Annotated in this window: 8 protein-coding genes; 3 read left to right on the top strand and 5 right to left on the bottom strand. The window is 70.5% G+C overall.

Translation table 11 applies throughout. The features are described from left to right. Positions 1-57: 57 nt before the first annotated feature. The gene (gene miaA, locus ACQEWB_RS36295; RefSeq protein ID WP_432838674.1) at positions 58-996 is read right to left on the bottom strand and encodes a tRNA (adenosine(37)-N6)-dimethylallyltransferase MiaA; all 939 of its coding nucleotides are present in this window, start codon (positions 994-996) and stop codon (positions 58-60) included. A gap of 181 nt (positions 997-1,177) precedes the next feature. Here miaA and ACQEWB_RS36290 point away from each other — a divergent pair, with 181 nt between their 5' ends. Together ACQEWB_RS36290 and ACQEWB_RS36285 are read left to right on the top strand one after the other, a co-directional pair. Beyond that, positions 1,178-1,474 (top strand): hypothetical protein, encoded by a 297-nt coding sequence (locus ACQEWB_RS36290; protein WP_432838672.1) that lies wholly within the window; start codon positions 1,178-1,180, stop codon positions 1,472-1,474. Positions 1,475-1,529: 55 nt separating this feature from the next. Further along, the gene (locus ACQEWB_RS36285) at positions 1,530-1,799 is read left to right on the top strand and encodes an antitoxin (RefSeq protein WP_432838670.1); all 270 of its coding nucleotides are present in this window, start codon (positions 1,530-1,532) and stop codon (positions 1,797-1,799) included. A 66-nt stretch (positions 1,800-1,865) separates the two neighbouring features. On the opposite strand, the gene ACQEWB_RS36280 is transcribed toward ACQEWB_RS36285, so the two are convergent. From ACQEWB_RS36280 to ACQEWB_RS36265, 4 genes are all read right to left on the bottom strand, one after another. Beyond that, a complete protein-coding gene (locus tag ACQEWB_RS36280; protein WP_432838668.1) occupies positions 1,866-2,579 on the bottom strand; it encodes a class III extradiol dioxygenase subunit B-like domain-containing protein in 714 nt (237 codons plus the stop codon). Positions 2,580-2,874: 295 nt separating this feature from the next. After that, positions 2,875-4,401, bottom strand: a complete 1,527-nt coding sequence (gene miaB / locus ACQEWB_RS36275) for a tRNA (N6-isopentenyl adenosine(37)-C2)-methylthiotransferase MiaB (RefSeq protein ID WP_432838666.1) — start codon at positions 4,399-4,401, stop codon at positions 2,875-2,877. Between the two features lie 39 nt (positions 4,402-4,440). Then, positions 4,441-6,081 carry a beta-1,3-glucanase family protein gene (locus ACQEWB_RS36270; RefSeq protein WP_432838664.1) on the bottom strand — a complete coding sequence of 547 codons (1,641 nt, stop codon included), beginning with the start codon at positions 6,079-6,081 and terminating at the stop codon, positions 4,441-4,443. A 13-nt stretch (positions 6,082-6,094) separates the two neighbouring features. Beyond that, a complete protein-coding gene (locus tag ACQEWB_RS36265) occupies positions 6,095-8,980 on the bottom strand; it encodes an MGH1-like glycoside hydrolase domain-containing protein (protein WP_432838662.1) in 2,886 nt (961 codons plus the stop codon). Positions 8,981-9,348: 368 nt separating this feature from the next. Here ACQEWB_RS36265 and ACQEWB_RS36260 point away from each other — a divergent pair, with 368 nt between their 5' ends. Next, positions 9,349-12,522: a lectin gene (locus ACQEWB_RS36260; RefSeq protein ID WP_432838659.1), complete on the top strand. Its 3,174-nt coding sequence runs from the start codon at positions 9,349-9,351 to the stop codon at positions 12,520-12,522. The last annotated feature ends 14 nt before the right edge of the window (positions 12,523-12,536 follow it).

Below are 12,536 nucleotides of genomic sequence, written 5' to 3'. Positions count from 1 at the left end.
ATGGCACGGCGCCGGAGGGCCGGATGACGGCCTGAGCGTCCCGATGCCATGACGTGATCAGGCTGTAACCGGTCGTTCCACCAACGCCAGCGCGAGCTGCGGAAGTTCTGTGAGATCCGCCGCAGCCCCACTGAGCCAGTGCACCCTGGGGTCGCGCCTGAACCATGAATCCTGGCGGCGCGCGAAGCGTTTGGTGGCACGCACGGTCTCGGCCCGCGCCTCGTCGAGCGTGCACTCCCCGGCAAGCGCCGCGAGCACCTGCTGGTAGCCCAGCGCGCGGGAGGCCGTGACCCCCGAGCGCAGGCCGCGCGCCTCCAGCGCACGCACCTCGTCCACGAGCCCCGCGTCCCACATCCGGTCCACCCGGCGGGCGATGCGCTCGTCGAGTTCGGGGCGGGCCACGTCGACGCCGATCTGGACGGTGTCGTAGACCGAATCGTGGCCTGGGAGGTTGGCGGTGAAGGGCTTCCCGGTGATCTCGATCACTTCCAGGGCCCGGACGATACGGCGGCCGTTGCTGGGCAGGATCGCGGCGGCGGCCTCGGGGTCCGCGGCGGCCAGACGCGCGTGCAGGGCGCCGGAGCCACGCAGCGTGAGCTCCTCCTCCAGGCGGGCCCTGACCTCGGGGTCCGTGCCGGGGAACTCCAGGTTGTCGACGGCCCCGCGGACGTACAGCCCGGAGCCGCCGACCAGGATCGGCCAGCGGCCCTCCGCGAGGAGCGCGTCGATGCGGGCGCGGGCCAGCCGCTGGTACTCGGCGACGGACGCCGTGACCGTCACGTCCCAGATGTCCAGCAGGTGGTGCGGGACGCCGCCGCGCTCCTCGGGCGTCAGCTTGGCGGTGCCGATGTCCATCCCTCGGTAGAGCTGCATGGAGTCGGCGTTGACGACCTCGCCGCCCAGCCGCCGGGCGAGGAAGACGCCCAGATCGGACTTTCCGGCCGCGGTCGGTCCGACGACGGCGATGACTCGGGGGGCGGGGGGTGCGCTGCTCACCGCACCAGTCTCGCAAACCCCGAAGCCTCTCCTCGAACGAGTTAGGTGACGTGGCGTGAGCGGGGTCGTTGCCCGTTCGAGGTTCGCGCCGCCGGTATCGGGAGGCGGCGACCCGGGCGACGCAAATGGGCGCACCGGACGACGCGGGATTTCGCCCGCACGAGTAACGTATGGAGCGGATATGGGTGTTTTCGCACGACTTCTCCGGAGGTCCAAGGCTACGGAGGAGGCGTCAACCGCCGAGGACCGGGCCGGCACAGCGACGGCCGAGCCCGTGGCGGAGGAGGCGGCAGAGGCGAAGGGGCCGGCCGAGGCCGAGGGCACGACCGCCGTGGAGCGGACCGAGGCCGAGCCGGTGGCCGGGTCCTCGGACGAGGCCACCGCGACCGTGTCCGGCGAGGGCGTCGTCGAGATCCCCAAGCAGCAGTCCGCCGAGGAAGCGGCCGACAGCGAGGCCGGCGAGGGCGCCCGCACATGACCGCGCCGTGCGCGGGTACTCCCGGGAGCTGACCGGGCTACAGGAAAGGTGGACCATGGGTCTCCTGGACAATTTGAAGGCCAAGCTCTCCCCGGCCAAGGACAAGGTCTCCGGCCTCGCGCAGCAGCACGGGGACAAGATCTCCCACGGTCTGGACAAGGCCGCGAAGGTCGTGGACGAGAAGACCAAGGGCAAGTACAGCGACAAGATCCAGACCGGGACCGGCAAGGCCAAGGGCGCCATGGACCGACTCGCGCACAAGGGCGAGACGGAGACGGGCGGCGGCACGGTGCCGCCGGACACTCCGACTCGGCCGGCTTCCTGAACGGCACGGCACATCGACGGACGGCCGCGGGGCCACTGCCTCCCGGCCGTCCGCCGTTTCCCGGCCCTACGACCAGGTCGCGACCACGTACCCCACCCCGTACGGCGCGTCCTCGTACAGCAGGGTGCCGGACAGGGCCGCGTCCTCGGCCGCGCCCGCGAGCACCTGCCAGGGGGCCCGGCCCGAGGCCTTCAGTTCGTACGCCAGCTCGGCGTCCAGCGTCTTGAGGGCCGCCACGTCCGCCGTCCCCAGCGCACGCGCGACCTCCGCGTCGAAGGGGGCCGCGCGCTCGTCGAGATAGCCGGGGGCCTTGAGCGTGCGGCAGGCGCTGGCGTCGCCCATCACCAGCAGCGCCACCCGCTCGGCCCGGGCGGCGATTTCCCTTCCGACTTCAATACACCGCTCGGCGGCGAGAGGTTCCCCCACGCCGAGTCCCTCGATCGGGGCGTCCGACCAGCCGGTCCGCTCCAGCAGCCACGCGGCGACGGCGAGGGAGGGCGGAAGCTCGCGTCCCGGCGCCGTGCCGTCCCCCGTACCGAGCCGGACGTCCACGTCCACGCCGAAGCCGCGGAAGGAGCCCCGGGTGCCCTGCGGATGCGTGCCTCGCCCGCTCTGCTCGGCGGGGCCGAGGACCACGAGCAGGTCGGGCCGGGACGCGGCGAGCACGCCGAGCGCATCCGCGCACGCGGTCCGCGCGGCGTCCAGCTCGGGCGCGGCGCCCGCGGCGGCCTCGGGCACGAGGAGCGGCGGGCAGGGGCAGACGGCGGCGGCGACAAGCATGATCGGGAGCCTACCGCCAGGGTTCGGGCGCCGGATCGGAGCTCCACACCAACTCCGCGAGCCGGTACGTCACGGCGCTGCCGGCGCCGTCCGCTGCGCGGGAAGTGGGTGCGGGCGATCTCGTAGAGGCAGGCGGCGGGCCTCCTCATGAGTGCACTCGAACTCATGAGTGCCCTCGAAGCGCGCCACCTCGCTGCAGCGGTAGTCGTCGTAGCCTCTGGTACTCGCCTGTACGAGAACCACCCAACGCGCCACGACCCGTCCCCCGTCCGCCCTGCGTGAGAACGGCGTTCGCTCAGTGCGCCGCGCAGCCGCCCGTCGCCACCGGCAGCGGCTCCGGCACCCCGATCTTCGGCAGGCCCAGCAGGACTCCCGCCGGCTTCGCGGCCTCCGCCGCGTTCCGCTTCTCCCAGGCGTCCCCCGCGGCCGTGCGGCGCACGTCCAGGACGGCGCCCTCGGCGAGGAGGTGGTGCGGGGCGGCGTAGGTGATCTCGACCGTGACCACGTCGCCGGGGCGGACCTCCTGGTCGGGCTTGGTGAAGTGGACCAGGCGGTTGTCGGGGGCGCGGCCGGAGAGGCGGTGGGTGGCGCCGTCCTTGCGGCCCTCGCCCTCCGCGACCATCAGGTCCAGGGTGCGGCCGACCTGCTTCTTGTTCTCCTCCCAGGAGATCTCCTCCTGAAGGGCGACGAGACGCTCGTAACGCGCCTGGACGACCTCCTTGGGGATCTGGTTCTCCATGGTGGCGGCCGGGGTCCCGGGGCGCTTGGAGTACTGGAAGGTGAAGGCCTGGGCGAAGCGGGCCTCGCGGACCGCGTGCAGGGTCTGCTCGAAGTCCTCCTCGGTCTCGCCGGGGAAGCCCACGATGATGTCGGTGGTGATCGCCGCGTGCGGGATGGCGGCGCGCACCTTCTCGATGATGCCGAGGTAGCGCTCCTGCCGGTACGAGCGGCGCATCGCCTTCAGGACCGTGTCCGAGCCGGACTGCATCGGCATGTGCAGCTGCGGCATCACGTTCGGGGTCTCGGCCATCGCCGCGATCACGTCGTCCGTGAAGTCGCGCGGGTGCGGGGAGGTGAAGCGGACCCGCTCCAGGCCCTCGATCTTCCCGCAGGCCCGCAGCAGCTTGCTGAAGGCCTCGCGGTCCCCGATGTCGGAGCCGTACGCGTTGACGTTCTGGCCGAGCAGGGTGATCTCGGAGACTCCCTCGGCGACCAGGGCCTCGATCTCGGCCAGGATGTCGCCGGTGCGGCGGTCCTTCTCCTTGCCGCGCAAGGCCGGGACGATGCAGAAGGTGCAGGTGTTGTTGCAGCCGACGGAGATCGACACCCAGGCCGCGTAGGCGCTCTCACGGCGGGTGGGGAGTGTGGAGGGGAAGGCTTCGAGGGACTCGGCGATCTCGACCTGGGCCTCCTCCTGCACGCGCGCGCGTTCCAGCAGGACCGGCAGCTTGCCGATGTTGTGCGTGCCGAAGACGACGTCCACCCAGGGCGCCTTCTTGACGATGGTGTCCTGGTCCTTCTGCGCCAGACAGCCGCCGACCGCGATCTGCATGCCGGGCCGCGAGGCCTTCCGCGGCGCGAGTCGGCCGAGGTTGCCGTACAGCCGGTTGTCGGCGTTCTCGCGGACCGCGCAGGTGTTGAAGACGACGACGTCCGCGTCGCCGTCGGAGCCCTCGGGGGCACGTACGTAGCCGGCCTCCTCCAGCAGTCCGGACAATCGCTCGGAGTCGTGGACGTTCATCTGGCACCCGTAAGTGCGCACTTCGTAGGTCTTGGGTGACTGAACGTCCACTGCCGGGCTCCGGTCGCTGCTGCTGGTCATGGGTCAAGGGTAGGCGTTCCCCGGACGGCCCCGAACGGGTCAGGCCGCGAAGCGGAACCAGTGGACGTTGACGAAGTCGGCGGGCTGTCCGCTGGCGAAGGTCAGGTACACCGTGTGGACGCCGGTGACCTTGCTGATGTTCGCTGGGATGGTGACCCAGCTCTGCCAGCCGCCGGTGTTCGCCACGGCGAAGCTGCCCACCGGTGCGGCCGTGGGACTGTCCAGCGCGACCTGCACCAGGCCGCTGACCCCACTCGCGGCTCCGGAGGCCACCCGGGCCAGGAACTGGGTCGCCCCGCCGCTGCCGAAGTCGATGTCCGCGTAGCCGAGCCAGTCGCCGTTCGCGATGTAGCCCACGTCGTAGCCGCCGCCGGTGTCGCCGGTGGGCTCGGTGACGGTGCCGGACTGGGCGGTGTACGAGGACGCCTGGACCGTGGAGTAGGCGCTTGTCCCGCCGGCGGGCGGGGTGGTTCCGCCGCTGCCGTGGACGGGGCTCAGGGTGACCGTGAGCAGGGTGGGGTCACCGGCCGTGACGAAGCCGGACTGGTCGGTGCCGCCGTCGGGGGTGACGTCGTCGTAGGGGAAGGCGTAGCCGCGTCCGTCGGTGGAGGTGGCGTGCACCAGGCGGGCGTAGTGGTTGGTGGGGGTCGTCGTGTAGTAGGTGGCGGGGTTCTCGCCGCCCGGCTGGTTTGCGTCGGCGAGCAGGGTGCTGCGGTTGAGGGCCGCGCTGATCCGGGCGGTGAGGGCGCCCATGACGGCCGAGGAGACGTTGAAGGGGCCGGAGTTGCAGCTGAAGATGTCGGCGGCCGACGGCTTCGCGAAGGATCCCGCCCCCGGGAAGGTCAGCAGACCGCCCGAGACCGTGCCGGTGAGGGTGCCCCAGGACGCCTGCGTGTCGACGTACAGCGGGGTGGACGCGTACTTCGCCCAGACCTGGTCGACGTAGGAGGAGTAGTAGCCGGAGAAGAGCGCGGAGTCGCGGACGATTCCGGCGGTTGGGCTGAGGGCGCGCAGGTTCTGGCCGCCCGAGGTGACGATCAGCTGCTCCCAGCCCTGCCCCTGCGCGCTCAGCCCGGCGCAGATGGTGTCGAGTCCGCCGGCCGGCAGGCCCGGGACGGTCTGGGTGCCGCCGGAGTCGGTGGTGAGCTCGAGTGCGATGGGTACGGCCGCGAAGTCGACGGCGCTGACGTTGGCGTACAGGACGGAGCTGTCGAAGGTGAACTCGCAGAAGTCCCACTGGATGTCGATGTTCGGGTCGGAGGAGTTGGTGACGGACGGCTCGACGAGTGCCGGGCCGGGGTTGAGCAGGAACGTCAGCTTCTGGTCGAGGGAGACCCAGATCCGGCCGCCGGCCGTGCGCGGGATGGTGATCCGCTTGGCGCCGGCGCCCGAGGGGTCGAGCGGGATCGCGCAGTCCGCGGCGAGCGGGGTGCCGTTCGAGGCGGGGGACGTGGGGTAGTACGGCGTCCGGCCGTCCGCCTGGAGCAGGTACCAGGCGTTGCCGTTGTCGAGAGCGAGGCCGGTGACGTACGCGTAGACCGTGTCGGAGCCGGTGTTGTTCCGGAGGTCGACGCTGACGGTGGACGCGGTGGCGGAGGCCCGTGCGGCCACGCCCGTGACGAGCGCGGGAGCGGCCAACGCGGCCACGGAGGCTCTGAGCAGGGTTCGGCGGGGCAGCATGCGGATCTCCTCGTCAGGGCGTCAGGTAGCAGGTCTTGGCCACGCCCGGCAGCGGGTCGGTGCCGAACGCCGTCGTCGTGCAACTGGCGCCACCGGTGAAGGACTTGTAGAGGAACCGGCCGCGTGCGCCATAGGCGACGGTGCGCTGCCCGCTGAAGGCGCAGGTGCCGCCCTCGGCGGAACAGGAGGTGGCGTAGCCGGGCGGGCCGCCGGTGGCGGTGTAGCAGGCCTTCGACTCGTTGGGGATCGGGTCGCCGCCGAACGTGGCGTTGGTGCACGGGGTGTCGCCGGTGGCCGTGATCGTCGTAAACGCTCCGTAGGCTCCGTAGGCCACCGGCTGTCCCGCGGCGGCCGGGCAGGTGCCGGCCTCGGCGGCGCACTGGGTGTAGCCGGGCGGGGCGCCGGCGTTGGCGACGTAACACGACTTGGCGACGCCGTCGATGGGGTCGCCGAAGTGGGCATTGGTGCAGGCGACCGAGCCATTGGTGACCTGGTGGGCGAAGTTGCCGTTGGCGCCGTAGGCCACGTCCCGGTTGTAGCCGGGGACCGAGCAGGTGCCGTTCTCGGCCGCGCACACGGTGTACCCGGGCGGTCCGCCCGCGTCGGCGACGTAACAGGACTTGAGAACGTTCACCGCCGGGTCGCCGCCGAAGGAGACGCTGGTGCAGGGGGTGGAGCCGGTGACCGTCTTGTACGTGTACGTCCCGGCGCCGTACGCCACCGAGCGGGTCCCGCTGAAGGAGCAGGTGCCGCCCTCCCCCGCGCACCGGGTGAAGCCCGCCTTCAAGGCACCGCTCACAGCGGGGTCGTTGGGGGCGGCCGGGTCGCCCAGGCCGGAGGCGGTCACGGTGTAGCTGCCCGGGGCCACGCCGGTGAGGTAGACGTAGGTGTCGTCCTGGCTCGCACCGGTGATGCCGGTGGTGGGTGTGAAGGTGCCGTTGCTCCAGACCGTGGCGCCGTTCACGGACACCGTGATGTTGCCGCCGCCGGACTTCGGGACGCCGATACGGCCGGTCGTGCCCGACGGGCTGGTGAGCTGGGCCTGGTAGGTGCCGGCGCTCCGGTCGATCGACCACGAGGCGTCGACCGCGCCCTGGGGCATGGTGATCCGCCCCTGGGCATCGGCCAGGTCGCCGGGGTGCGGGACGAAGCGGTACGAGGCGGCCACCGACTCCGGTGCGATACCCAGCACGTCGAAGGTGAGCGTGGACGTGGGGGCGGTGGACCAGCCGTGGGCCAGGCTCATGAACGAACCGCCGTACGCGAGGCCGCCGTCGGCCTTCACGCCCTCCCAGAAGGTGCTCTTCGTACCGATGTCACTGTCGAGCATGTGGCCCCAGGTCCGGCGGATCTGGTCCAGGGCGGTGTAGTCGTCGCCCGCCGTGAAGCGGGCGTTGAGCTCCATGCCGCCGGCGAAGGGCGAGACGTTGCCGCCCCATTCGGGGGTGGTGGGGCCGTACGCGCCCCAGTTCTTCCCGAGGCCCGCCACGATGCTCTTCGCCTTGGCGGCGGTGTCGGTCAACCCGTACCAGACGGCAAGGGAGTTGCCGTCCTGCGGGTACAGGCCGCTGGTGGGGTTGTCCTTGTACATGCCCTTCGAGGCGTCCCACAGCAGGGAGTTGGCCGCGGTCCTGAGGGCGACCGCCTTGGTGAGCCAGCTGGAGGCGAGCGCGCTGTCCCCCTCGGCCGCGGCCAGGGTCGCGCCGCCCTTGAGCGCGGCGAACAGCAGCGCGTTGGCCGAGATGTTCTCTCCGCCCTGGCCGACCCGGGCCCAGTCCTGGGTGCGGGTCACGTTCAACAGGCTGTTGCCGTCGACCTTGTTGAGGATGAAGGCCATCCCACGCTTGTAGTTCGCCCACTCGGAGTCCAGCCACGCGCGGTCGCCGGTGTACGTGTAGTACGTCGACGTGCCCAGCAGGGTCCAGGTGTGGTACGTGTCCGAGCCGGTGAGGTTGAACGGCGGTCCCGACCAAGGGATTTCACCCTCGGCCGACTGCGCGTTGTACATCGTGGTGAGCGCGTTGCGGGTCGAGGTCAGGTCCCCCGAATAGGCGTACTGCGTGGGTACGGCGATGCCCAGGTCGCCGGGCCACACGGTGCGGTCGCGCTTGGCGCCGTCGACCAGGACGGAGTCGCCCACGCCGACGGTGGCGCCGTTGTCCCACGTCGAGGCGGGCGGGGGCCAGGCGCGCCCCTGGTTCGGGGCGATCGTGTCGAGCTGGACCGTGTAGGCACCGGCGTACCAGATGCGGTTGAGCAGGTCGTCGCTGGAGTGGAAGTAGTTGGCGTAGTCGGCCGGGTTCGACTTCCCCGGAGCCGCGGTGAAGTCGAGGCTGACGCCGGTCAGGTCCACCCAGCCCGAGGTGTCGAGGAAGATCGTCAAGTAGCGGAAGCCGCCCCGGAGTTGGGCGGTCGGCATGGTGTACGAGCCGTTCGCGGCGGCCGTGGCGTACAGGGCACCGTCCTCGCCGCCCCGGCCGCTGCTGAGGTCGCTGTTGTTGCCGACGTACAGGGACGACTCACTGAAGGCCAGCCCGACCCGCTGGCCGCTGTCGCTGGTGGAACCGAACGACAACGTTGCCAGGCCGCCGACCTCTTTGCCGAAGTCGAGCGTGATGGCCGACTGGGAGCCGGAGATCCGCGTGGCCTGACCGCTCAGGACGTTCGACGGGTTCGCGACGCCGCCCGAAGCGGCGTACACGGCGGTCGGCTTGAGAGTGCGTGAGGTCGGTGAGTAGTTGAGGGCGTCAACTGCCGCCCGGGGCTCGGCGGTTGCGGTTGCGGTTGCCGACTCCACGGCGGTTGCCGTCACGGGCTCCACAGCGGTCGCGGGCGGCGCGAGGGCCGTGGCCGTCACGGTGGCCGTGGCCAGGGCGAGGCCGAACAGGCGGCGGCGCATGGGTACCTCCCGGATCGGAAACACACACTCGATATGAATCGATTCAAATCGATCGACCAGTAGACCCCTCGGTCGATCAGGTCAGGGATGTGCGAAGTGCCTCGCCGAATTCGCACCGATGATGGGCGCCCCGAAACGCCAGTGTCAACCCGTCGCACCCATCCCGAACTCCACTGGAACGAGCGGCCGTTGACCAGAACCACGGGAGTTGGGTCAAGGAATGGTCGAGACGCAGGTCTGGTCCATTGACGCGCACCCTCGCGCTGGCTAGCTTCCGAGAGCGATTGGTTCCGACGCCATCATGACAACGTTGTCTCTCTGCACATCACTTCACTTCCGCATGCGCCGTACCAGGAGGATGAAATGTCATGGGCATGACCTATTTGCCGTCCAGACGCCCGCACGGCCACCCGCCCAGAGCGCGACGCCTCACCGCGGTCCTCGGTGCGGGCGTCGCGCTCGCCCTTTTCGCCGCGCTCCCCGCCCAGGCGGCGGCCCCGAAGGCGCTGGTCTCCGACCCGGCCTCGCTCGTCAACCCCTTCATCGGCACCACGAACGACGCCAACGACTTCCCCGGTGCCGACGTCCCGTTCGGCATGGTGCAGTGGAGTCCGGACACGCCCTCGCGTCCGGACGGCGGCGGTTACCAGTACAACGACACCACGATCAGCGGATTCAGCCTCACCCATATGTCGGGCCCCGGCTGTGGCGCGGCCGGCGACATCCCCGTGCTGCCGACCGTCGGGGCGGTCAACACCGGTACCACCGTGGGCTTTTCGCACTCCGACGAGTCCGCGACGGCCGGCTACTACAAGGTCGGGCTCGCCAACAAGGTCACCACCGAACTCACGGCCACCACCCGCAGCGGCATGGCCCGCTTCACCTTCCCGGCGAGCACCCAGTCCAACCTGGTCTTCAAGGTCGCCGGGAGTCAGAGCACCGCGACCAACACCCAGTTCACCAAGGTGTCCAGCACCGAGGTGAGCGGACAGGTCACCAGCGGCCACTTCTGCGGGGCGGGGAACACCTACACCGTCTACTTCGACATGGTCTTCGACCGGCCCTTCGCCTCCCAGGGCACGTCGGCCGCCGCGGCCGTGAAGCCCTCCCCCACCCCGCGCGCCTCCAAGAACGCGGCCGAGAAGCCCAACAAGCCGACGCTGCACGGCAAGATGCCGAAGGCCGCCGCCGTCACTCCGAGCGTGGCCGCTTCCAACGGGTACGTCACCTTCGACACCACCGCCAACCCGGTCGTCCAGGCCAAGGTCGGCGTCTCGTACGTCTCGACGGCGAACGCGGTCGCCAACCGCACCGCGGAGAACGCCGGTTGGGACTTCGACGGCACCCGCGCCGCCGCCAAGAGCAGCTGGAACGCGCTGCTGGGCAAGATGCAGATCGGCGGGGGCACCGCCGACCAGCAGACTCAGTTCTACACCGCCCTCTACCACTCGCTGCTGCACCCGAACGTCCTCAGCGACACGAACGGGCAGTACTACGGCTTCGACGGCAACACGCACACCGTCGACTCCGGCCACTCGGCGGTCTACGCCAACTACTCGGGCTGGGACATCTACCGCTCCCAGGCGCAGTTGGAGGCGGTGGTCGCACCCCAAGTCGCCTCCGACACCGCCCAGTCGATGCTGGACGACTACGCGCAGACCGGGCAGTTCCCCAAGTGGTCGGAGAACAACGGCGAGTCGTACGTGATGGTCGGCGACCCCGCCATCTCGATCCTCGCCGACTACTACTCCTTCGGCGCCCGCGACTTCGACACCGCGACGGCTCTGAAGGACATGATCGCCGAGGCGGGCAAGGCCAACAACAACTGGCCGGGGCAGGGTTATCTCACCGCACCGGGCTTCCTGCCGCACGACGGCAGCTACGGCTGCTGCAACTTCTACGGCCCGGTGTCGACCACCCTCGAGTACGACACCGCCGACTTCGCCCTCTCCGCGTTCGCGGGCGCCCTGGGCGACACCGACACCCAGCAGACGTACGCGGGCCGCGCGCAGGACTGGCGCAACACGCTCAACCCCGCCTCCGGCTTCGTCCAGCCACGCACCGCCAACGGCAAGTGGACCACCGACTTCGACCCCACCAGCGGCAACGACATGGTCGAGGGCGACTCCTGGATCTACACCGGCATGGTGCCGTTCAACGTGGCAGGTCTGGCCCAGGCCAAGGGCGGCAACACCGCCATGAACCACTACCTGGACACCGTGCTGCGCAGCTACACCGGTGCGAACGGCTACGCCTGGGTCGGCAACGAGCCCAGCATCGAACTGCCCTGGGAGTACGACTACACCGGGAAGCCGTACAAGACGCAGGCCACGGTACGTGACGTCATGGACCGGATCTGGTCCAACTCCCCCGCGGGGCTGGCCGACGGCAACGACGACCTCGGCACGATGAGTGCCTGGTACGTGTGGGCCGCGCTCGGCATGTACCCCATGACCCCGGGGACTTCGGACCTGGCGCTCGGCTCACCGCTGTTCCCGCAGGCCGTCGTCACCCTGCCGTCCGGCAAGACGCTGACCGTGAACGGCACCGGCGCCGCGGACAACGCCCCCTACGTGCAGTCGGCGTCCTTCAACGGCTCCGCCTGGAACAACGCCTACGCCCCCACCTCGGCCGTCAGCGCCGGCGGCACCCTGACCTTCGCCCTCGGGACCACCGCCAACACCTCCTGGGCGACGGGCTCCGACCAGGCACCACCCTCCTACGGCGGCAACGTCACGGCCCCGCCCCGGCCGCGCATCGGCACCATCGTCTCGGGCCTCTCCTCGGGCCTGTGCGTCGACGACGCGCAGTCGGGCACCACGAACGGCACCCACGTCCAGATCTACGGCTGCGACGACACCTACGCCCAGGACTGGACGATCGCCGACGACGGCACCATCCGTACCCTCGGCAAGTGCCTCGACGTCTCGGACAGCGGCACGAGCGACAAGACCCCGGTCCAGCTGTGGACCTGCAACGCCACCGGCGCCCAGCAGTGGCAGCCCGGCGCGAGCGGCTCCCTGGTCAACCCACAGTCCGGCAAGTGCCTGGACGTCCCCGACTCCACCACCACCGAGGGCACCCAGCTCCAGATCTACACCTGCAACAACAGCACCGCCCAGAACTGGACCCTGCCGGCCGCCCCGACCGCCCGCAAGGGCGCCATCACCGCGGGCGTCTCCTCCAGCCTGTGCGTGGACGACCGCAACTCGTCCGCCACGAACGGCAATCCGATCCAGATCCAGGGCTGCGACAGCTCCGACGCCCAGACCTGGACGGTGGCCGCGGACCACACCCTGCGGGTCCTCGGCGGCTGCCTGGACGCGGCCAACAGCGGTACGACGGACCGCACTCCGGTGCAGTTCTACGCATGCAACGGCACCGGCGCCCAGCAGTGGCGTGCCACCAGTGCGGGCCAACTGATCAACCTCAACTCCGGGCTGTGCCTGGACGACCCGGGCTCCTCCACCACCGCGGGCACCCAACTACAGCTCTACACCTGCAACAACAGCACCGCCCAGAAGTGGCAACTGCCCTCCTGACGCCCCCAGTGCCG

Source organism: Streptomyces sp. CA-249302 (genome assembly GCF_050936785.1).
Classification (GTDB): domain Bacteria; phylum Actinomycetota; class Actinomycetes; order Streptomycetales; family Streptomycetaceae; genus Streptomyces.
This window is presented reverse-complemented; position numbering and strand designations above follow the sequence as displayed.

Bases quoted from the DNA above. Each gene is read 5' to 3' on its own strand.
- ACQEWB_RS36285 (WP_432838670.1), top strand. From the start codon at position 1,530: ATGGGTCTCCTGGACAATTTGAAGGCCAAGCTCTCCCCGGCCAAGGAC.
- ACQEWB_RS36260 (WP_432838659.1), top strand. From the start codon at position 9,349: ATGGGCATGACCTATTTGCCGTCCAGACGCCCGCACGGCCACCCGCCC.
- miaB (WP_432838666.1), bottom strand. From the start codon at position 4,401: ATGACCAGCAGCAGCGACCGGAGCCCGGCAGTGGACGTTCAGTCACCC.
- ACQEWB_RS36270 (WP_432838664.1), bottom strand. From the start codon at position 6,081: ATGCTGCCCCGCCGAACCCTGCTCAGAGCCTCCGTGGCCGCGTTGGCC.
- ACQEWB_RS36280 (WP_432838668.1), bottom strand. From the start codon at position 2,579: ATGCTTGTCGCCGCCGCCGTCTGCCCCTGCCCGCCGCTCCTCGTGCCC.
- ACQEWB_RS36265 (WP_432838662.1), bottom strand. From the start codon at position 8,980: ATGCGCCGCCGCCTGTTCGGCCTCGCCCTGGCCACGGCCACCGTGACG.
- ACQEWB_RS36290 (WP_432838672.1), top strand. From the start codon at position 1,178: ATGGGTGTTTTCGCACGACTTCTCCGGAGGTCCAAGGCTACGGAGGAG.